Source organism: Prescottella subtropica (assembly GCF_005434945.1).
Taxonomy (GTDB): Bacteria; Actinomycetota; Actinomycetes; order Mycobacteriales; family Mycobacteriaceae; genus Prescottella; species Prescottella subtropica.
The window spans coordinates 179,577-200,858 of the sequence record NZ_SKCH01000005.1 but is presented as its reverse complement, the minus strand read 5'-3'; the positions used below and the strand labels follow the sequence as shown (position 1 = coordinate 200,858).

Here is a 21,282-nt window from a genome sequence, read left to right as displayed (position 1 = left end):
CCTTCCCTTCCAGTGGAATCGCTCTTGGCTGCGCCCCGCCCACGACGCATCGTGATGTGGACCACAGCACGTGCGACAGTGGGAAGGAGCTCGGATGACGAGCAACCAGGAGCCGGATCCGTTCGAACCGATCCGGCTGGGACCGGTGACGTTGGCCAATCGCATCATCAAGGCCGCCACCTCGGAGGGCCGATCACCCGAGGGCCTGGTCACCGATGACCTGATCGACTTTCATCTGCAGTTCGTTCGCGGCGGGGTCGGGATGACCACGGTGGCGTACTGCTGTGTGAGTCCGCAGGGGCGTTCGGCCCCGGGACAGATCCTCATGAGCGCCGAGGCGCTGCCGGGGCTGCGCCGGCTGACGGAGGCCGTGCATGCGGAAGGGGCCGCGATCTCGGCGCAGCTCGGGCACGCCGGCCCGGTCGCGTCGAAGAAGATCACCGGCGTGCGCTCGGTGGCGCCGAGCCCGATGGTCAATCCCACCTCCTTCGAACGCTGCCGGGAGATCACCCGCGGTGAGATCGCCGAGGTGATCCGGCAGTTCGCCGACGCCGCCGAGGTGGCCGTCGACGCCGGATTCGACGCGGTGGAACTGCACTTCGGGCACAACTATCTGCCGAGCGCGTTCCTCAGCCCCCTGTTGAACCGCCGACGCGACGACTACGGCGGCGGAATCGACCAGCGCTCCCGGCTGGTCCGGGAGATCGCGGCCGCGGTGCGCGCCCGGGTCGGCGGGGCCATCGCGGTGATCGCGAAGGTCAGCATGATCGACGGGGTCCCGGGCGGTATCAAGCTGGCCGAATCGTTGCGCACCGTCCAGTTGCTCGACACCGACGGCAACCTCGACGCGATCGAGCTGACCCAGGGCTCGTCGGTGGTGCGGCAGATGTTCCTGTTCCGTGGGGACGTGCCGGTCGAGGATTTCGCGGCGCTGATGAAGCAGCCCGTCAAGACCGGTGTGCGACTGTTCGGCAAGAAGGTGCTCGGCGAGTTCCCCTACCAGGACCTGTACATGCTCGAATCCGCCCGGCAATTCCTTCCGGTGGTGCGGAACAGCAAGCTCATCCTGCTCGGCGGGATCACCGACCACGGGCACATGGTCACCGGCCTGCGCGAGGGTTTCGACATGGTCGCGGTGGGTCGGGCGTTGCTGCGTGAACCGGATCTGGTCGGGGCGATCCGCGCCGACCACGACCGGACCACGCTGTGCACCCACTGCAACCGGTGCATGTACACGGTCTACGGGCGAACCCACTGCGTCCTGGACCCGACGACGGCGTACGGGCCGGTGGACACGGACGGGCGGACGTCGCTGCCACTGAATGCGGCCCCGGCGCGGGCCTGAGCACATCGAGAGGGAGACAACCTGATGACCGAGCAGTATCTGAGTGGCAAGACCGCACTGATCACCGGGGCCGGCCAGGGCGTCGGCCTGGGTATCGCCCACGCGCTGGCCGAACGCGGCGCCGCGGTGGCCCTGGCCGGCCGCACCCGGGAGAAGGTCGAGAAGGCGGCGGCGGAAGTACGTGAACACGGCGGGATCGCCGAGGCGTTCACCTGCGACGTGACCGACCCGGAGCAGCTGACCGGGCTGGCCGATGCCGTGGCCGCACGCATGGGTGGGCTGTCCATCCTGGTCAACAATGCGCACACCGTGTTCAACGGCTCACTGCTGAGCATCAGTGAGGACGAGTACACCGCGGTGATGGAATCCGGCCCGCGCGCAACCTGGCGGCTCATGCGTGCCTGCCATCCGCATCTGGTCGGCGACGGCGTGATCGTCAACCTGGGGTCGGCGGCCGGGGTGCGCTGGGATCCGTCCGGGTACGGGGTGTACGCCGCGGCCAAGGAGGCGATCCGGGCGCTCACCCGGGCCGCCGCCTGCGAGTGGGCCGACGACGGTATCCGGGTCAACGCGGTGCTGCCGTTGGCGTCGTCCCCGGGACTGGCCGAGTGGGCGCAGGCCCGCCCGGAGGAGGCCGAGGCGTATCTGCAGACCGTTCCGCTGCACCGGTTCGGTGATCCGCGGCACGACATCGGTGCGGCGGTGGCATTCCTGTGCGGCGACGAATCCCGTTACATCACCGGCCATTCGCTGCCGGTCGACGGCGGCCAGGTGCTGATGCGATGAGCAGGACACGCCTCAGACGATGAACTCGCCGAACGTCGGATTCACCTGGCACAGCGGCATACTGCCGAGGTTGATCGTGCCGAACACCATCGCCCGGATGTTCCCGGGACCGGTGTGTACGGTCGTCGAGTAGTACGGGTAGTCGCCGACGAGGTTCGCGATGCCGGTCGCCCCGGTGTCGAGGTTGATCCAGGCGACGGACACCTGCCCCGCCGCCGGGATGGGCGGCGCCGCCGGGAAACTGGCGAACCGGAGCTCGCCGGGCCCGATCGGGGGTGACTGTTCGGGTCCGGACTGCCCGGTGGCCCCGGTCAGCGACATCAGGCTGCCCTGGTTGGGGCAGCCGACGGTCAGGGCCGGGGGACCGAACGGGTGCGGAGGTGCGGCGCCGGCCGTCGCGGGTGCAACGAGTGCGCCCGCGGCGGCGACGCCCACGAGGGCCGACCAGCGAAGGATCCGTCGTGCTGTCATGGCTCTCCCCGTTCGGGTGCGCAGGTGTCGTCACCCCTCACGGTACTGCCGCCGCCACCACCGCGGCCAGACCGCATAACGGTCGAATCGTGGTGCAAATCAGTCGATTTCGTGAATCCGGGCTACCGGTTCACGAGAACCGCGGACCCCATCACCCGGTCGACGGCGATCTCGACGACCACCCGGGTCGGGTTGACCCGCGGCGGGTGGTAGCGGGTGGCGTACCGGTCGACGGCATCCGCGACGGACTCCGCGTCCGAGAGGACCCGCGCCGGACCCTCGAGGGTCAGCCACCGTCCGCCGTCCACCTGCGTCACCGCCGCATATCCGCCGCGTTCGGCGTTGCGGGCCTTCTGCGAACCGTCGTTGGTGATGATCCGGGCGATGCCGTGTTCGGCGTCCCACGTGAACCCGACGGCGACCACGTGCGGGGTGCCGTCCTTGCGGAGGGTCGTCAGTGTCGCCAGGTGGTATTCGGTGAGGAACGTGGTGGCGTCGGCGGTCAGGTCGGACGGGGTTCGAGGCATGACCCGACGGTACTCGAGGACCTCCGATCCGGGAGAATGGAGGGATGAAGGACACGGACAGTGAGGCGGACGCGGCACCCGGCTCGGTGCTGCTGCTGGGCGGCCGCAGCGAGATCGGACTCGAGGTGGCGACCCGGCTCGCACCCGGCCGGGTCGTGATCCTCGCCGCCCGCCGCAGCGGCGACCTGGAGAACGAGGTCGCGGCGGTTCGGGATGCCGGCGCCACCGAGGTGCACTGCGTCGAGTTCGACGCCGACCGCGTCGAGAGTCACGCGGCCGTGCTGTCGCAGGTCGTGGAGGCGCACGGCCCGATCGGGGTCGCGGTGCTCGCGTTCGGGATCCTCGGGGACCAGGCCCGCGCCGAGGCCGACGCCGCGCACGCCCTGGCCGTCGTCCACACCGACTACGTCGCCCAGATCAGTGTGCTCACCCACCTGGCGAACCTGCTGCGGACCCGCGGGTCCGGGCAGATCGTGGTGTTCTCGTCGGTCGCCGGGATGCGGGTGCGTCGCGCCAACTACGTGTACGGCTCCGCGAAGGCCGGCCTGGACGGATTCGCGTCCGGGCTGGCCGACGCCCTGCACGGCACCGGCGTCCGGCTGCTGCTGGTGCGGCCCGGTTTCGTGATCGGACGGATGACCGAGGGCATGACCCCGGCCCCGTTCTCGAGCACCCCGCAGCAGGTGGCCGACGCCGTCGCGCACGGTCTGCGCACCGGCCGCGAGAAGGTGTGGGTGCCGGGCCTGCTGCGTCCGATCTTCTTCCTCGTGCGGCTGCTGCCGCAGGCCGTGTGGCGGCGGCTGCCCCGATGAGCGGACCCGACCCGATCGTGGTGGTGGGCATCGGCGCCGACGGCTGGGACGGGCTCTCACCCCGCGCCCGGCGGGCCGTGCAGGACGCCGAGGTGTTGATGGGGTCGACGCGGCAGCTCGCGCTCGTCCCCGACAGCGAGGCGCAACGGGTGCCGTGGCCGTCGCCGATGCTGCCCGCCCTGCCCGCACTGTTCGACGAGCACCGGGACCGGAAGGTGTGCGTGATGGCCAGCGGAGACCCCATGTTCCACGGCATCGGCGTCACCCTCGGCCGGATCCTCGGACCGCAGCGGCTGCAGATCATCGCGCACCCGTCGTCGGTGTCGCTGGCGTGCGCCCACCTCGGCTGGCCGGCGCACGAGACCACCACCGTCAGCCTCGTCGCCCGCGACGTGGCGACCCTCGCCGCGAGCCTGACCGACGGGCAGCGGCTGCTGGTGCTCGCCAACGACCAGCACACGCCGGGCGCCGTCGCGCAGCTGCTGCGCGAGCACGACTTCGGCGACAGCCGCATCGTCGTGCTCGAACAGTTGGGCGGCCCGGCCGAACACGTCGTCGACGGCGTCGCGCAGGCGTGGGACCGGCAGCCGGGGGATCCGCTCAACGTGATCGCCCTCGAGCTGCGAGCGGACCCGTCGGCGCCGCGACTCACCCGGGTCCCCGGCCTGCCCGACGCCGCCTACACCGGGGACGGGCAGATGACCAAGCACGAGGTGCGGGCCCTGACCCTGTCGGCGCTGGCCCCGGCGCCCGGCGAGCTGCTGTGGGACGTCGGCGGCGGCTCCGGCACGATCGCCGTCGAATGGATGCGTACCGATCCCCGCTGCCGCGCCGTCACCTTCGAGAAGGTGGCGTCCCGCGTCGACCAGATCACCGGCAACGCGGCCCGGCTCGGGACCCCGACGCTGCGGGTGCGTGGGGCGGCGCCGGACGCGTTCGCCGACGAGACGTCCACACCGGACGCGATCTTCGTGGGCGGCGGCGTCACCCAGGACGGCATGCTCGACGCCTGCTGGTCCCGGCTGCGCCCCGGCGGCCGGATGGTCGTCAACGCCGTCACCGCCGAATCGGAGGCCCTGATCCTGCAGTGGCACACCCGGTTCGGGGGACAGCTTCGCAAGTTCCAGATCTATCGCGGCGAACCGCTCGGCGGGTTCACCGCGTGGCGACCGCAGCTGCCGGTGGCGCAGTGGTCGACCGTCAAACCGGAAGGGTAGTTCCATGACCGTCCACTTCATCGGCGCCGGACCCGGCGCCCCCGACCTCATCACGCTGCGGGCGTCCCGGATCATCGCCGAGAGCCCGGTGTGCCTGTATGCGGGCAGCCTGGTCCCGGCCGAACTGCTCACGCTGTGCCCCGACGACGCCGACGTGATCGACACCGCCCGGATGAGCCTCGACGAGATCGTCGAACAGTTGATCGCCTCCGATGCGGCGGGCCTGGATGTCGCCCGCCTGCACTCGGGGGATCCGTCGATCTATTCGGCGGTCGCCGAACAGGTCAGGCGCCTCGACGCCGCCGGCGTCGCCTACGACATCGTGCCCGGTGTGCCCGCGTTCACGGCCGCGGCCGCCGCCCTGGGCCGGGAGCTGACCGTGCCGGGGGTGTCGCAGTCGATCGTGCTGACCCGGGTGTCGACGCTGTCGACGGCGATGCCGCCCGGTGAGGATCTGCGATCGCTGGGACGGTCCGGCGCCACCATGGTGGTGCACCTGGGCGCGCACCGTATCGAGCAGATCGTCGAGGAGTTGTCCGAGAACTACGGGGCGGACTGTCCGGCAGCGGTGGTCGCGTTCGCGTCCCGCCCCGACGAGATCGTGCTGCGCGGCACCCTGGCGACCCTCGTCGACCAGGTGCATGCGGCCGGGGTCACCAAGACCGCCGTCGTGATCGTCGGACGGGTCCTGACCGCGGAGGGTTTCCCGGACAGCTACCTGTACTCGGCCACGCGCAGCCGCACCACGCATTGAGAATGTCGTTGCGTCGAGTCCTGATTCTCGGCGGCACCCGCGAGGCCCGCACCCTGGCCGCCCGGCTGGACGCCGACCCGGCGATCGACGTGGTCTCGTCGCTCGCCGGGCGGGTCCGGGAACCGGTGCTGCCGGCCGGTCGGGTGCGGATCGGCGGGTTCGGGGGAGTCGACGGACTCGCACAGTGGGTGCGCGACAACGGCATCGACGCCGTCGTCGATGCGACGCACCCGTTCGCGGCCCGGATCACCGCGAATGCGGCGGCCGCAACCCGTGACGTGGGCGTGCCGCTGCTGGTGTTGCGGCGTCCCGAATGGGTGGCCGGGCCGGGGGATCGGTGGCACGTGGTGCCCGACCTGTCTGCTGCAGCGGAGGCCGTGTCGCGGCTGGGGGAGCGGGTGTTCCTCACGATCGGCCGGCAGGGGGTGGACGCGTTCGCGCACTGCCCCGGCCGGTTCCTGATCCGGGCCATCGACCCGCCGGACGGTCGCCTGCCGGCGGATGCGGAGGTGCTGTTGGCGCGGGGACCGTTCACGGTGGCCGACGAGATCACGCTGATGGGGGAGTACGGCATCGACGTCGTCGTCACCAAGAACAGTGGGGGAGCGCTCACCTCCGCGAAGCTCGAGGCGGCCCGTGAGCGGGGGATCCCCGTCGTCGTGGTGGCGCGGACGCCGATTCCGGATTCGGTGACGTCGACGTCGGAGCTCGACGTCGCGCTCCGCTGGACACATCACCCGAACTGAAATCGGTACAAGACGGAACTGGAGAAAATACCGAAACCCAACCACTTCCCACCCAAAAGTCACCCCAAGCTTCGACGCCGAAGGCGGTGATCGGTACTACGCCCTGTAGTACCGATCGGGGTGGGGTCCTAGGATCGGTCCATGACGACGGTGACTCCGACGAAGCGATCCAAGAGTTGGCATCAGCGGGCGGGCATGCCGGTGCGAATCTGGTTGGTGCTGTTGGTGGTTGCGGGGCTGATGCATCCGTTCCTGCCGGAGTCGCGGTGGCTGCTGGTGCACCTGTTCACCCTCGGTGCGGTCACCAACTCGATCCTGGTGTGGTCGCAGACGCTCGCCGAACGGTTCCTCGGCCACCACCTGCCGGAGACCGAGCGGGGCGTGCAACTGGCCCGGATCTACCTGCTCAACGTCGGCATCGTCGTCACGATCGCCGGGGTGCTCGGTGCGCTGTTCCCGGTGACGTTGGTCGGCGCGACGTTGGTCGGGGCGATGGTGGCGTGGCATGCGATCGGGTTGTTGCTGCTGCTCCGTCGCGCCCAGCGGGCGCGGGTCGCCGGCGGTGAGCAGCCGGCCGAGCAGGCGCAGTCGGTGTGGTTCCTGATCGGGTCGTCGACGTTGCTGCCGGTGGGGGCGGCGTTCGGTGCCACCCTCGCGTACGGGCTCACCGATCCGGCGCAGGCCGGGTTCCTGCTGGCGCATCAGGCGATGAACATTCTCGGTTTCCTCGGGCTGGCAGCGGCCGGGGTGCTGACGGTGATGTATCCGCGGCTGATCGGGATGGAGAACCCGGGGGCGGGCCGGCGGCCGGTCGCGCTGGTGATGCTGCTGACCGGGATCGCGGTACTCACGATCGGTGCGTTGGCGGATCTGCCGGTTCTCGCGGCGGCGGGTGCCGGACTGTATCTGACCGGGTGGCTGGTGGTGGCCGGGCCGATGCTGCGTGGTGCGCTGCGGCATCCGCCGCAGGGGTACGCGGCGGCGTCGATCACGGCAGCGTTGCTGTGGCTGCTCGGGTCGCTGGCCGCGTTGACGGTGGTGTTGGGGTCCGGGCCGCTGACCCCGGATCGGGCGACGCTCATGACGATCCCGTTTCTCGCGGGGTTCGCGGCGCAGTTGTTGTTCGGGGTGATGAGTCATCTGCTTCCGACGATGATGGGCGGCGGGCCGGCCGTCGTCGCGTCCGGCAAGGACCGGATGGACCGCTGGTGGCTGTGGCGGGTGACGACGATCAACCTGGGTCTGCTGCTGTGGCTGCTGCCGTTGCCGAGCTGGATGCGGGTGGGGGTGTCGGCGCTGGTGACGGCGGCGTTCGTGGCGTTCCTGCCGATCATGATCTCGAGCGCGAAGACGCAGGTCGTGGGACGTCGGGCGGTACTGGCGGGGCAGTCACCGCCGGAGTTCACGCCGCGGCCGCAGCAGCGGTCGGTACAGGTGGTGGCGGCGTTGGCGGTGCTGGCGCTGGTCGCGGCCGTCACATCCGGTCTGGGCGGGTCGACCACGACGGTGGACGCGGGTGCGGGGGTCGCCGCGACGGGACAGACCACCACGGTGCGGGTGGAGGCGAAGGGGATGCGGTTCACGCCGGAGACGATCACGGTGCCGGCCGGGAATCGGTTGGTGCTCGATGTGGTCAATGCCGGGGATCAGGTGCACGATCTGGTGCTCGAGACCGGGCAGGCGACGGGACGGCTCGCGCCGGGGGCGTCGGCGACCGTCGACGTCGGAGTGGTGGGGCGGTCGGTCGAGGGCTGGTGTTCGATCGTCGGGCATCGGCAGCAGGGGATGGTGCTGCACATCGTCACCGAGGGTGACGGCGGTGATTCCGGTGGTCATGCGGCGCATGCCGGTGGCGCGTCGGCGGCGTCGTCCGTGGACCTGGCGCGGGATCCGGGCCCGGGTTTCGTGGCGCGGGATCCGCGGCTCGCACCGGCGCCGGATGCGGCGGTGCACCGGTACACGTTCGAGGTGACCGAGGTGCCGGGCGAGTTCGCGGCGGGGGTGTCGCAGACGATGTGGACGTACAACGGGTCGCCGATGGGGCCGACGTTGCGTGGCCGGTTGGGGGACACGTTCGAGGTCACGCTGGTCAACAACGGCACGATGGGGCATTCGATCGATTTCCATGCCGGGATGGTGTCGCCGGACGAGCCGATGCGCACGATCAATCCGGGTGAGTCGCTGGTGTACCGGTTCACGGCCGAGCACACCGGGATCTGGCTGTACCACTGTGCGACGGCGCCGATGGCGGTGCACATCGCGGCGGGCATGTTCGGGGCGGTGGTGATCGATCCGCCGTCGCTGACACCGGTGGATGCGGAGTATCTGTTGGTGCAGTCGGACGTGTATCTCGGGGATGGTGGTCCCGACGCGGACAAGGTGGCGGCGGGGACCCCGGATCTGGTGGTGTTCAACGGGTACGCGAACCAGTACGTGCATCGGCCGTTGCGGGCGCGGGTGGGGGATCGGGTGCGGTTCTGGGTGCTCGACGCCGGCCCGAACGAGCCGGTGGCGTTCCATGTGGTGGGTGGACAGTTCGACACCGTCTACAAGGAGGGCGCGTATCTGCTGCGGCCGGGCGGCCCGGATCACGGGGGTGCGCAGGTGCTGGATCTGGCGGTGGCGCAGGGCGGTTTCGTGGAGCTCGAGTTCCCGGAGCCGGGCACGTACACGCTGCTGAACCATCGGATGGTGGACGGGGATCGGGGAGCGAGCGGTGTGATCGTCGTCGAGTAGTGCGGCGGCGCATACTGGGGCGATGGTGTGGGCGTATGTGCGCCGCGCGCCGGGCACGTTCGCCTGGCTCGCGATCCTGTTGGTGACGACGATCGTGATGCACCGGTTGTCGGAGCCGACGCTGACGCATGTGCTGGGCAGTCGGTCGACGAATCTGCATCATCTGCGGGAGGATCCGCTGAGGGTGCTGGTGACGAGCCTGTTCTGGTTGTCCGGGGGCGGCTGGCTCGGATATGTGGTGCTGTTCAACGTGTTCCACGTGCCGGTGGAGCGGTGGTTGGGGACGTGGCGGTGGCTGGCGGTGGTGGTGATCGCGCACGTCGGGGCCACATATCTCAGTGAGGGTGTGCTGTATTGGGCGATTCGGGTGGGGCAGGCGCCGGCGTCGGCGGTGAACACCCTGGACGTGGGGGTCAGTTACGGGTTGGCGGGAGTGACGGCGGTGCTGGCGTATCGGCTGGTCCGGCCGTGGCGGTACTGGTACGTGGCCGGGGTGCTGGTCGTGTATGCGGTGCCGCTGTTCGGGACGCTCACGTTCACCGACATCGGGCATTTCGCGGCGGTGCTGATCGGGTTCGCGTGCTATCCGCTCACCCGGGCGCGGCCGGGGGTGTGGGATCCGGGGGAGTGGGCGTCCGGGGTGCGGGCGTGGGTGGTGTCGCGGGGTCGGCCGGTGGAGCACGGGTGAGCGTCGAGGATCGTTTCGTACACGGTCTCGGGTTTTGTACAAAACTGTGTTCGTCCGGACAGGTGTCGGTGGCCGGCGGTAGCGTCGGCGTCCATGAGTGAACCGGTGAAGGGGCCCACGTCGTATTTTCCGTCGATCGAGAAGACGTACGGCAAACCGATCAGTGAGTGGCAGAGCCTGATTCGGGCGTCGGAGCTGAGCAGGCACATGGAGTTGGTGAACTGGCTCAAATCCGAGCACGGGCTCGGTCACGGGCATGCGAATGCGCTGGTGGCGCACACGTTGAAGGAGGACACCGCGGGCTGACGGCGTCCCCCTTCGTCGGGTGTCAGGCCGGGTAGTGCCGGGGGGTGAACACCGTGGTCCCGGACCCGGTCTCGACGATCCGGGTCTGCGACGAGCCGACGATGAGCAGGCAGCGCATGTCGACGTCGGCGGGATCCAGGTCGGCGAGGCGGACGATCTTGATCGATTCCTCGGGTCCGGCGATGTCGCGGCCGATGACCACCGGGGTGTCGGGGGCGCGGTGCTCGAGGACGAGGTCGCGCATCGCGGCGACCTGCCAGGTGCGGGACTTCGACGCCGGGTTGTAGACGGCGAACGCCATGTCCGCGGACGCCACCGCCGAGACCCGCTTGGCGACGATGTCCCACGGCTTGAGCCGGTCGGACAGCGAGAGCATCGCGTAGTCGTGGCCCAGCGGGGCGCCGACGCGGCTGGCGACGGCGTTGGCGGCGGTCATGCCGGGCAGGATCCGGACCGGCACATCGCGCCACTGATTCTCGGCGGCCACCTCGAGGACGGCGGCGGCCATCGCGAACACACCGGGATCACCGGAGGAGACGACGGCGACGCGGGCGCCGTGCTTGGCCAGATCCAGGGCCATCGCGGCGCGTTCGGCCTCGACCCGGTTGTCGCTGGCGTGCCGGCGCTGCCCGGGCCGCACCGGAACCCGATCGATGTAGGTGGTGTAGCCGACGAGGTCGGTGGCGGCGGCCAACTCGCGGCGCACCTCCGGGGTGGTCCACGCCTGGTCGCCCGGTCCGAGCCCGACGACGACGACCTCCCCGGCCGTCGGGGCCGGTGCGGTGCGGTTGTTGAGCGGGCTGGGGACGACGGCGATCGAGAAGTAGGGCACGTCGGCGTCGTCGACGTCGGCGGCGGCGGCGACCTTCTGCCGGTCGGTGCTGGCGCGTTCGACGTAGCGGGCCTCGCCCAGGCGTCCGGCGTCCGAGAGTGCCTGCCGCACGGCCGGATACGTGCGTCCGAGTTTCATGATGGCGGCGGCGTCGGTGTCGCGCAGGCGTCGGGTCAACTCGTCCTGCGGGAGGGTGCCGGGCAGGATCGTGAGGACCTCGTCGGCCTCGACGAGCGGTTCGGCCAGGGCCGCGGACGCGGCCTGCACGGCCGTGACTCCGGGGATGATCTCGGTGTCGAAGCGGCCGGTGAGCCGTTTGTGCATGTGCATGTACGAGCTGTAGAACAGCGGATCCCCGGCCGCGAGGAGCGCGACGGTGCGGCCGGCGGCGAGGTGTACGGCGAGACGTTCGGCGGCCTGCTCGTAGAACTCGTCCATCGCGCCCTGATACCCGCCGGGATGGTCGATCGTTTCGGTGGTGACCGGATAGATCAGGTGTTCCTCGATCTGCCCGTCCCGTAGGTAGGGGGCGGCGACGGCGCGGGAGATGCTGCGGCCGTGCCGGGCGGAGTGGAACGCGACGACGTCGGCGTCGGCGATGACGCGGGCCGCCTTGACGGTCATCAGTTCGGGGTCACCGGGGCCGATGCCGACACCCCACAGTTTGCCGGTGCTCATGCTGGTAGTCACTCGGTTTCGCTCGCGATCGCGTTGAGGGCGGCCGCGGTGATCGCGGAGCCGCCGCGGCGTCCCCGCAGCACCAGGTACGGCAGTTCGGCGGAATGTGCGATCAGGGCTTCCTTCGATTCGACGGCGCCGATGAACCCGACCGGGCCGCCGACGATCGCCGCCGGGCGCGGGGCGCCGGCCTCGATCATGTTGAGCAGGTGGAACAGGGCGGTGGGGGCGTTGCCGATCGCGACGACCGCGCCGTCGAGTTTGTCGGCCCACAGTTCGAGGGCGGCCGCCGAGCGGGTGTTGTCGATGGCCTTCGCGAGTACCGGGGTGCGCGGGTCGTCGAGCATGCACAGCACGTCGTTGTTGCGGGGCAGTCGCTTGCGGGTGACGCCGGCGGCGACCATCTTCGCGTCGCACAGGATCGGGGCGCCGCGGCGCAGGGCCTCGCGGGCGTCGGCGACGACGTTGTCGGTGAACGCGATGTCGTCGACCAGATCGACCTGTCCGCTCGCGTGGATCATCCGGACCACGGCCTGCGAGACGTCGGCGGGGAACCGTGTCAGGTCGGCCTCGGCGCGGATGGTGGCGAAGGACTGGCGGTAGATTTCCGCGCCGTCGCGAATGTAGTCGATCATGCGCCCCAGAATAGTGGGGTCACGACGAGGGCTTCTGCACCCGGTAACCGTCCGGACCCGCGACGACGTCTGTTATCTCGCCGCGGGGGCGTCCGCACGTCCGGTCGCATCCGGACCAGTGTTGGCGTGCCCCGGCCGGGATGTCGCCGGCGGCGATGGCGGCGCGGGCGTCGGCGCGGACGTCGGCGAGGGCCTTGGCGCAGCCGGGGCGTCCCGCACACGCGGTGACCTGTAGGTGTGGGGAGTTCTCGTCGAAGATCAGGCCCATCGGGGCGAGGACGCGGACGACCTGTTCGGCGGTACCCTCGGCGAGGTCGGGGAGCAGGATCGACCGCCACGGGGTGATCACCAGGGGCATCTCGACGGCGGCGAGGAATTCGGCGAGCCGCGCGGGAAGGGTGCCGAACGCGAGTCCGGCGGCGAGGGTGACGCGGCCGTCGGGTTGGTCGAGCCAGCCGATGGGGCCGTTCTCGGCGGCGTCGGGCAGAGCGATCGGGTCGGCGGCGTCGAGGCCGAGACGCGCGAGGACCGTCTCGGTTCCGTCGGGAATCTCGTGGAGGCGCCAGGCGTCGCCGCGGATCTCGCCGAAGACGCGGGCCGCGGCCAGGAGGGTGTCGACGGCGGTGTCGGCGGTGAGTCGGGCGCCGGTGTCGGTGCCGGCGAGGATCAGGGCGAGCCGGCCGTCGGGCAGTGCGTGGATGCCGGTGTCGCCGCGCAACCCGGTGATGTCGCCGCGGCCGTCGTCGAGGGTGAACAGGACCCGTCCGGGCAGGGCCGCGAGGGTCGGGTCGGCGCACAGTCGTTCGTCGAGGACGGCGGTCAGGGGCCGGACGTCGACGTGTCCGCCGATGCGCCCCGACAGTGGGGACGCGAGGATGTTGCGGACCCGTTCGTGGGTGGCCGACGGCAGCAGCCCGGCCGCGGTGATGCGGCGGGCGAATTCGCCGGGATCGGTGACCGCGCGCAGCTGCAGGTTGCCGCGGGAGGTCAGTTCGATCTCCCCGTTGCCGAGTTGGTGGGCGGCGTCGGCGAGCGTCTGGAGCTGGGTGGATGTGATGGTGCCGCCGGGGAGGCGGACACGGGCCAGCGGCCCGTCGGCGGCGACGTGGACCTGCAGGGCGCCCGGGCAGCGGTCCGGGCCGGAACGGGGAGATGACACGACGTCCAGGCTAGCCGGGCGGTCGGGGCGGGCCCGGCTGCCCGGTAGGATCACCGGCGACCGCGGCAGGAGCGGAAACCGGTGTGAGTCCGGTGCGGTCGCGCCACTGTGAAAGCCAGACCCGCTCCCGCCGCCCGACCATCTGCTTCCGCGAGCACCGTCTCGACGGAACCCTGCCGTGGGGCGCGAAACCCCAGAAAGGCCGCACAGTGATCCTGCTGCTGTCGACGTCCGACACCGACCTGCTCAGCGCCCGCTCCAGTGGCGCCGACTACCGGTGGGCCAACCCGTCCCGCCTCCTCGTCTCCGAGGACCTGCCCGCGCTGCTCGACGGCGTCGACCTGGTCGTGGTCCGTATCCTCGGTGGCCGCCGCGCCTGGGAGGACGGCATCGACGCCGTCCTCGCGTCGGGGCTGCCGACGGTCGTCCTCGGCGGCGAGCAGGCCCCCGACGCCGAACTGATGGAATGCTCGACGGTCCCGGCCGGGATCGCCGCCGAGGCGCACACCTATCTCGCGGAGGGCGGCGCCGACAACCTGCGGCAGCTGCACCACTTCCTGTCCGACACCGTCCTGCTCACCGGTCACGGCTTCGAGCCGGCCGTGCACCTGCCGACGTGGGGTGTGCTGGAACGGAGCGTGCGGAGCGACCATGTTGCCGGTGCGGGCGTCGATTCTCCGACGGTGGCGGTCCTGTACTACCGGGCGCAGCATCTGGCGGGGAACACCGCGTACGTCGATGCGCTGTGCACGGCGATCGAGGACGCCGGGGCGACGGCGCTGCCGATCTTCTGTGCGTCGCTGCGCACCGCCCCCGCCGATCTCCTGGACACCCTCGGCGGGGTGGACGCGATGGTGGTGACGGTGCTGGCGGCGGGCGGTACCAAGCCGGCGACCGCGCAGGCCGGTGGCGACGACGAGGCGTGGGACGTCGCGGCGCTCGCCGCCCTGGACGTGCCGATCCTGCAGGGCCTGTGTCTGACGAGCAGCCGCGCCGACTGGGAGGCCAACGACGACGGCATGTCCCCGCTGGACGTGGCCACCCAGGTGGCGGTGCCGGAGTTCGACGGCCGGCTGATCACGGTGCCGTTCTCGTTCAAGGAGATCGACGCCGACGGGTTGACCGCGTACGTGCCGGACACCGAACGCGCCGCACGCGTCGCGGGGATCGCGGTGCGGCACGCGAAACTGCGTCGGATCCCCAACGGGGACAAGAAGGTTGCGCTGATGCTGTCGGCGTACCCGACGAAGCATGCCCGGATCGGCAACGCGGTGGGCCTGGACACCCCGGCCAGTGCGATCGATCTGCTCACCGCGATGCGCGAGCACGGCTACGACCTCGGCCCCGCGGACGGCGACGACGCCCTGCCCGGTCTGGCCGACAGGGACGGCGACGCGCTCATCCACGCGCTGATCGCCGCGGGCGGGCAGGACCCGGACTGGCTGACCGCCGACCAGCTCGAGGGCAACCCGATCCGCATCTCCGCCGCGCAGTACCGGCAGTGGTTCGCCACCCTGCCCGCAGATTTCCGGGACGGCGTCGAGGAGCACTGGGGGGCTGCGCCCGGCGAGCTGTACGTCGACAAGGCGTCCGACCCGGAGGGTGAGATCGTGATCGCCGCGATCCGCGCCGGGAACGTGGTGCTGATGGTGCAGCCGCCGCGCGGGTTCGGGGAGAACCCGGTCGCGATCTACCACGACCCGGATCTGCCGCCGAGCCACCACTACCTGGCCGCCTACCGGTGGATCGCAGCGGATGCGGCTGCTGGAGGTTTTCAAGCCGACGCGATCGTGCACCTCGGTAAGCACGGCAACCTCGAGTGGCTGCCCGGCAAGACCCTGGGCATGTCGGCGTCGTGCGGCACCGACGCCGCTCTCGGGGATCTGCCGATGATCTACCCGTTCCTGGTCAACGATCCCGGTGAGGGCACGCAGGCCAAGCGCCGCGCGCACGCCACCCTCGTCGACCATCTGATCCCGCCGATGGCCCGCGCCGAGTCGTACGGCGACATCTCCCGGCTCGAGCAGCTCCTCGACGAGCACGCCAACATCTCCGCCCTGGATCCGGCGAAGCTGCCGGCGATCCGGCAGCAGATCTGGACGCTGATGCGGGCCGCGAAGATGGACCACGACCTGGGCCTGGCCGAGCGTCCCGAGGAGGACGTGTTCGACGACATGCTCATGCACGTCGACGGCTGGCTGTGCGAGATCAAGGACGTCCAGATCCGTGACGGCCTGCACGTGCTCGGCACCGCCCCCGCCGGGGACGCCGAGGTGGAGTTGGTGCTGGCGATGCTGCGGGCGAAGCAGATGTGGGGCGGCGAGCAGTCCGTGCCGGGTCTGCGGGAGGCGTTGGGGCTCAGCGAGGCCGGTGACGAGAACCGCGGCCGGGTGGACGACATCGAGGCGCAGGCCCACGCGCTGGTCGCCGCGCTCGCTGCCGCCGGCTGGGATCCGGCCGTCGTCGACGGCCTGCACGAGAACGCCACCGTGCGGCAGATCCTGCGGTTCGCGGCCACCGAGGTGGTGCCGCGGCTGCGGGAGACGAACAACGAGATCGGGCAGGTGCTGCGCGCCCTCGACGGCCGGTTCATCGAGGCCGGGCCGTCCGGGTCGCCGCTGCGCGGGCTGATCAACGTGCTGCCCACGGGCCGCAACTTCTACTCCGTCGACCCCAAGGCGGTGCCGTCGCGGCTGGCGTGGGAGACCGGGCAGGCGATGGCCGAATCCCTGGCCGCCCGCTACCTCGCCGACCACGGGACGTATCCGCAGTCGGTGGGCCTGTCGGTGTGGGGGACCTCGGCGATGCGGACCTCCGGTGACGACGTCGCCGAGGTGTTCGCCCTCCTCGGGGTGCGTCCGGTGTGGGACGAGGCGTCCCGCCGGGTCACCAGCCTCGAGGTGATCGGTCTCGAGGAGCTGGGGCGGCCGCGCATCGACGTCACCGTCCGCATCTCCGGGTTCTTCCGGGACGCGTTCCCGCACGTCCTGGCGTTGCTCGACGACGCCGTCCGCCTCGTCGCCGGTCTCGACGAATCCCCCGAGGACAACTACGTGCGGGCGCACACGCAGGCCGATCTCGCCGAGCACGGCGACGACCGCCGCGCCACCACCCGCATCTTCGGGTCCAAGCCCGGCACGTACGGGGCGGGCCTGCTGCAGCTGATCGACTCGAAGAACTGGCGCGACGACGCCGACCTCGCGCAGGTGTACACCACGTGGGGCGGTTACGCGTACGGCCGCGGCCTCGACGGCGTCCCGGCCGGCGACGACATGCGCTCCGCCTACAAGCGGATCGCGGTCGCCGCGAAGAACACCGACACCCGCGAACACGACATCGCCGACTCCGACGACTACTTCCAGTTCCACGGCGGCATGGTCGCCACCGTCCGCGCCCTGACCGGGCACGATCCGGAGGCGTACATCGGGGACAGCACCCGCCCGGATGCCGTCCGCACCCGCACCCTGTCGGAGGAGACCGCCCGCGTCTTCCGGGCGCGGGTCGTGAACCCGCGCTGGCTGGACGCGATGCGCCGGCACGGCTACAAGGGCGCGTTCGAGATGGCCGCCACCGTCGACTACCTGTTCGGCTACGACGCCACCACCAACGTCGTCGCCGACTGGATGTACGAGAAACTCGCCGAAACCTACGTCCTCGACGAGACCAACCGCGAGTTCATGACGCAATCGAATCCGTGGGCACTGCACGGCATCGCCGAACGCCTCCTCGAGGCCGTCGAACGCACCATGTGGGAAGAACCGTCCCCCGACATCCTCGCCGGCCTGCGCCGGGTGTACCTCGAGACCGAGGGCGAACTCGAGGGCTGACACCCTGTGCGCCTTTTTGGTAGTAGCAGCTACCAAAAAGGCGCACGGGCGGCGCAGCCGCCTACGGAAGCCGTGGCGATGGACGATGGGACGGGACGCGGATGCCCGCGGGTCGTGGTCGAGACCGAGAACGGCCGCACACGCCACAGGGCGGGCAGAGCGGTACGTATCGGCCGGAACCCGCAGGTGGAGATCACGATCGTCGATCCTGTGGTGTCGCGCGAGCATGCGCGGCTCGAGTGGGACGGGGGATGGCAGCTCGTCGACTCCGGCAGCCGGAACGGGATCTACGTCGACGGTAAGCGCCGAGAAGAGGTGCCTGTCACGGACACCGTCCTCGTCCGTCTGGGTGACGCGGTCGAGGGTCCCACCGTGCGGATCTCGATCGAGGATCCCGACGCGCCGCGGCGTGGGCAGTCGATGGGGCGAGTCGACGATCGAGGTGGGGGCCTCGGTCGCCCCGACCCCGCCGCCGCGCGTGACCGTCCCGGCGGGCGCCCTCACGATCGGACGGTCCCTCGACAACGACATCGTCGTCCGGGATGTACGGTTGCCACGATCATCTCCGGTTCGGCCGGTCCCACGGACTGCGTCGTCGAATTCGACGGGCGCAGCGTGCACACCGACTATTCGGTGATGCGCTCCCGTATCGGCATGGTCCCGCAGGACGACGTCGTCCATCGGCAGCTGACCGTCCGGAGGGCCCTCGGTTACGCCGCGGAGTTGAGACTGCCGCCGGACACCACCCGGGCCGACCGTGACCAGGTGATCGCCGGGGTACTCGACGAACTGCACCTGACCGAGCACGCCGACACCCGCGTCGATCGCCTCTCCGGCGGGCAACGCAAACGCGTATCGGTGGCGCTGGAGTTGCTCACGGGCCCGTCCCTGCTCATCCTCGACGAACCGACCTCGGGTCTCGACCCCGCGCTCGATCGCCAGATCATGGCGACGCTGCGCCGCCTCGCCGATTCGGGTCGCGTCGTCGTCATCGTCACGCATTCGCTGTCCTACCTCGAGATGTGCGACCAGGTCCTGCTCCTCGCTCCCGGCGGCAAGACCGCCTATGTGGGACCGCCCGACCGGGTCGGGAGCGCACTCGGCAGCACAGACTGGTCCGACATCTTCGCCCGCGTCGCCTCCGACCCGGATGGGGTGTTCGCCGAATATCGCGCCACCCGCCCCGCGGTGGCGCCACCCGGGCCGCTCGGCTCTCCCGCGCACACCTCGAGGCGTAAGCAGTTGAGCACCGTCGCCCGCCGCCAGGTTCGACTGATCCGTGCCGACCGGGGCTATCTGATCTTTCTGTCGCTGCTGCCGTTCGTGTCCGGCGAACTCACCCAGATCCTGGTGGTGCCGATTCTCGGCGCCGCCTTCATGGGCTGTTCACTGACCGTCCGCGACCTGGTCGGCGAGCGCATGGTCTATCAGCGCGAACGTGCCGCCGGGCTGCTGCCGGTCGGTGGTCATGGTGCTGATCGTCTACGTGGGCAAGGGTGTCCCGGGCCACGGCAGTGTGCTTCCCTCGGGCTCCGTCGAACTGATCGTGGGCATCGCCGCCACCACCTGCTGCTGTGTCGTGGTCGGATTGGCGTTGTCGTCGGTGGCGCGTTCGACCGAGCAGGTGCTGCCGATGCTGGTGGTCACGATCACCGGACGGGCCGTGCTCGAGCAGGTCGCGTGGCTGTTTCCGTCCCGCTGGGGGTTCGCGGCCGCCGCCTCGACGGTGGACCTGGTCACGAACGCCACCGGCACCGAGCCGGACACGCTGTGGCAGCACACCGGATCGTGGTGGCTGCTCAGCATCGCGATGCTGGTGCTCATCGGTTGCGTGCTCGCCGTCGTCACCCACAGCCGGCTCCGGCTGCGCCGGCGGTAAGCGCCTACAGTCGGCGGTCGAACGCGAGTGTCGGTTCGGCGGTGGGGATGTCGACGGTGTACACCTGCACGCGGGCGGTGTCGGGGGACAGGTCCAGGGCCATGAAGCCGACGTCGGTGAAGTTCTGGAACAGGTTCGCCCGGTCGGGCTGCGACGCCTTGCCGTGGCTGTTCTTCCCGGCGGCGCCGGAGACGATCTGCCGGGTGCCCTTCGAGGCGACGGTCGGTTCGAGGACCTGCAGGGCGTGGTCGTGTCCGGACGCGATGAACTGGCAGCGGCCGACGACGTGGTCCTCGAAGAACCGTTTCGCGTGGACACCGTTCATCGGTTCGATCGGGATGCCGTCGTAGGCGCCGGCGTCGCCGTGGGAGCCGTTGCTCAGGTACGGGTGGTGGGTGCAAGCGATCTTCCACGTCGCAGTGGAGTCGACGAGCGCCCGGTCCAGCCACGCCCGCTGCTCGGACATGAACTGGCCGTCCGGCATCCAGTAGTCGACGAACAGCGGCGGCAGGTAGGCGGCCAGCGGGTTGAGGTCGAGGACGAAGAACTCGACCACCGGATTCTGTTCGGGGATCCGCACCGAGTAGTAGCGCGACGGCATCCACCACCGGCGGGACAGCCCGTGGTAGGCGACCTCGTCGTCGCCGCGGAGCAGCCAGCCGCCGTCACCGGGGACGATCGCGGAGTTGTCGTGGTTGCCCTGCACCATCACCCACGGGAAGTCGAGGCCGTGGTTGGGGTCCTCGAACTTGGCGGTGAACTGGCCGTCCCCGCTGCCGTGCGGGCCGGACTCGTAGATGTTGTCGCCGAGACCGAGTGCCAGGTCGAACGGCTGCCGGGCGTGCACGCTGCGGATCGCGTCGGCCACCGCCCACTGCGCCGGGGTGCCGGTGCCCGCGTCCCCGGTGACCAGGACCCGCACCCTGTTTCCGTTCGGAAACGGGAACTTGTCGGCGACGGGAGCGGGGGCCGCGGACGCGGTCGACGTGGTCGCCACCAGGGCGGCCGCCGCACCGGTCGTGCCGGCGGCGGCGAGGAAACGGCGGCGGTCGATCGGGTTGAACTCGGTCACGGTGTTCCTCGTCGGTGTCCAGGATGTCGGAAAGTCCGTCCCAGCAAACCGCACGACGAGCCGGAGAACGCCCGAAACAGCAATATCTCCACCGATATTCACGAAACGTTCAACCGGCCGACGGTCGGACGCGATCAGTGATGCTCGAGCCAGGTGAGGATCGCCTTGACGCGGCGGTTGTCCTCGCCGGGTGGCAACCCCAGCTTGAGGAAGACGTTGGCGACGTGTTTGCTCACCGCAGCCTTCGACAGGAACAGCGCGTCGGTGATCTCCCCGTTGGACTTGCCCTCGGCCATCAGCGCGAGGACCTCGCTCTCGCGTGCCGTCAACCTGCCGAGCGGTCCTGACGAGGATTCCGGCCGGGTGACGTGACGCACCACTTCCGGGTCGACCACGACGCCGCCGGTGGACACCGTCTCGATGGCCCGCAGGAAGTCGCCCACCCGCCCCACCTTCTCCTTGAGGAGATAGCCGACACCGTCTGCGCCCGGGCCGCCCAGCAGCTCCTTGACATACGGCCCGGTGACGTAGGCCGACAGCACCAGAATCGGCAACTCACGATGGTGCGCCCGCAGATCCATCGCGGCGCGCAGGCCGTCGTCGGTGCCCTCGGGCGGCATCCGCACGTCGGTGATCACCAGGTCGGGCAGCTCACCGGCGGCGGCCAGGGCGTCGACGGCCGACACCAGCGCGGGTGCGTCGTCGCATTCGCACACCACGTCGTGCCCGCTGGCCACCAGGATCTCCTTGATCCCGGCCCGGATGAGCGGGGCATCGTCGGCGAGCACGATTCTCATGGCTGCACAGTTCCT

At 70.5% G+C, this 21,282-nt stretch carries 17 protein-coding genes and 1 pseudogene; 11 read left to right on the top strand and 7 right to left on the bottom strand.

The features are described from left to right. Positions 1–94: 94 nt before the first annotated feature. Positions 95–1,345 (top strand): NADH:flavin oxidoreductase, encoded by a 1,251-nt coding sequence (locus E0497_RS07895; RefSeq protein ID WP_137724230.1) that lies wholly within the window; start codon positions 95–97, stop codon positions 1,343–1,345. Positions 1,346–1,369: 24 nt separating this feature from the next. Then, the gene (locus tag E0497_RS07890) at positions 1,370–2,131 is read left to right on the top strand and encodes an SDR family NAD(P)-dependent oxidoreductase (RefSeq protein ID WP_137724229.1); all 762 of its coding nucleotides are present in this window, start codon (positions 1,370–1,372) and stop codon (positions 2,129–2,131) included. A gap of 12 nt (positions 2,132–2,143) precedes the next feature. Here the strand turns inward: E0497_RS07890 and E0497_RS07885 are convergent, their stop codons facing one another. Together E0497_RS07885 and E0497_RS07880 are read right to left on the bottom strand one after the other, a co-directional pair. Beyond that, positions 2,144–2,602 carry a hypothetical protein gene (locus E0497_RS07885; protein ID WP_137724228.1) on the bottom strand — a complete coding sequence of 153 codons (459 nt, stop codon included), beginning with the start codon at positions 2,600–2,602 and terminating at the stop codon, positions 2,144–2,146. Positions 2,603–2,724: 122 nt separating this feature from the next. Continuing rightward, positions 2,725–3,129, bottom strand: a complete 405-nt coding sequence (locus E0497_RS07880; protein ID WP_137724227.1) for a PPOX class F420-dependent oxidoreductase — start codon at positions 3,127–3,129, stop codon at positions 2,725–2,727. Between the two features lie 44 nt (positions 3,130–3,173). Between E0497_RS07880 and E0497_RS07875 the strand changes: the two genes are divergently transcribed. The 7 genes from E0497_RS07875 to E0497_RS07845 all read left to right on the top strand — a co-directional run bounded on the left by E0497_RS07875 (position 3,174) and on the right by E0497_RS07845 (position 10,388). Continuing rightward, complete coding sequence (locus E0497_RS07875; protein ID WP_137724226.1) at positions 3,174–3,941, top strand: decaprenylphospho-beta-D-erythro-pentofuranosid-2-ulose 2-reductase; 768 nt, start codon at positions 3,174–3,176, stop codon at positions 3,939–3,941. Further along, complete coding sequence (gene cbiE / locus E0497_RS07870; RefSeq protein ID WP_137724225.1) at positions 3,938–5,158, top strand: precorrin-6y C5,15-methyltransferase (decarboxylating) subunit CbiE; 1,221 nt, start codon at positions 3,938–3,940, stop codon at positions 5,156–5,158. The genes E0497_RS07875 and cbiE overlap by 4 nt, the downstream gene beginning before the upstream one ends. A 4-nt stretch (positions 5,159–5,162) precedes the next feature. Further along, positions 5,163–5,912 (top strand): precorrin-4 C(11)-methyltransferase, encoded by a 750-nt coding sequence (cobM, locus tag E0497_RS07865; RefSeq protein WP_137724224.1) that lies wholly within the window; start codon positions 5,163–5,165, stop codon positions 5,910–5,912. Positions 5,913–5,920: 8 nt separating this feature from the next. Further along, the gene (locus E0497_RS07860) at positions 5,921–6,658 is read left to right on the top strand and encodes a cobalt-precorrin-6A reductase (protein ID WP_137724255.1); all 738 of its coding nucleotides are present in this window, start codon (positions 5,921–5,923) and stop codon (positions 6,656–6,658) included. A 141-nt stretch (positions 6,659–6,799) separates the two neighbouring features. After that, on the top strand, positions 6,800–9,394 hold the full coding sequence (locus E0497_RS07855; RefSeq protein WP_137724223.1) for a multicopper oxidase domain-containing protein: 2,595 nt from the start codon (positions 6,800–6,802) through the stop codon (positions 9,392–9,394). A gap of 22 nt (positions 9,395–9,416) precedes the next feature. Then, positions 9,417–10,082 carry a rhomboid-like protein gene (locus tag E0497_RS07850; protein WP_137724222.1) on the top strand — a complete coding sequence of 222 codons (666 nt, stop codon included), beginning with the start codon at positions 9,417–9,419 and terminating at the stop codon, positions 10,080–10,082. Between the two features lie 93 nt (positions 10,083–10,175). After that, complete coding sequence (locus E0497_RS07845; protein WP_137724221.1) at positions 10,176–10,388, top strand: DUF4287 domain-containing protein; 213 nt, start codon at positions 10,176–10,178, stop codon at positions 10,386–10,388. A 22-nt stretch (positions 10,389–10,410) separates the two neighbouring features. Here the strand turns inward: E0497_RS07845 and cobJ are convergent, their stop codons facing one another. From cobJ to cobG, 3 genes are read right to left on the bottom strand one after another with little or no spacing between them, the layout of a single operon-like run. After that, positions 10,411–11,898, bottom strand: a complete 1,488-nt coding sequence (gene cobJ, locus E0497_RS07840) for a precorrin-3B C(17)-methyltransferase (RefSeq protein ID WP_137724220.1) — start codon at positions 11,896–11,898, stop codon at positions 10,411–10,413. An 8-nt stretch (positions 11,899–11,906) separates the two neighbouring features. Further along, positions 11,907–12,533 (bottom strand): precorrin-8X methylmutase, encoded by a 627-nt coding sequence (locus E0497_RS07835; protein ID WP_137724219.1) that lies wholly within the window; start codon positions 12,531–12,533, stop codon positions 11,907–11,909. A 19-nt stretch (positions 12,534–12,552) separates the two neighbouring features. After that, entirely contained in the window at positions 12,553–13,692 is a 1,140-nt protein-coding gene (gene cobG / locus E0497_RS07830; protein ID WP_137724218.1) for a precorrin-3B synthase, read from the bottom strand. A gap of 209 nt (positions 13,693–13,901) precedes the next feature. On the opposite strand from cobG, the gene cobN reads away from it, so the two are divergent. Then, the gene (gene cobN / locus E0497_RS07825) at positions 13,902–17,519 is read left to right on the top strand and encodes a cobaltochelatase subunit CobN (protein ID WP_137724254.1); all 3,618 of its coding nucleotides are present in this window, start codon (positions 13,902–13,904) and stop codon (positions 17,517–17,519) included. 78 nt (positions 17,520–17,597) lie between these two features. Continuing rightward, positions 17,598–19,398, top strand: a pseudogene (locus tag E0497_RS07820) (ATP-binding cassette domain-containing protein). A gap of 4 nt (positions 19,399–19,402) precedes the next feature. On the opposite strand, the gene E0497_RS07815 reads toward E0497_RS07820, so the two are convergent. After that, on the bottom strand, positions 19,403–20,470 hold the full coding sequence (locus E0497_RS07815; RefSeq protein ID WP_137724217.1) for a metallophosphoesterase: 1,068 nt from the start codon (positions 20,468–20,470) through the stop codon (positions 19,403–19,405). A 134-nt stretch (positions 20,471–20,604) separates the two neighbouring features. Next, entirely contained in the window at positions 20,605–21,267 is a 663-nt protein-coding gene (locus E0497_RS07810) for a response regulator transcription factor (RefSeq protein ID WP_137724216.1), read from the bottom strand. Positions 21,268–21,282 lie beyond the last annotated feature (15 nt).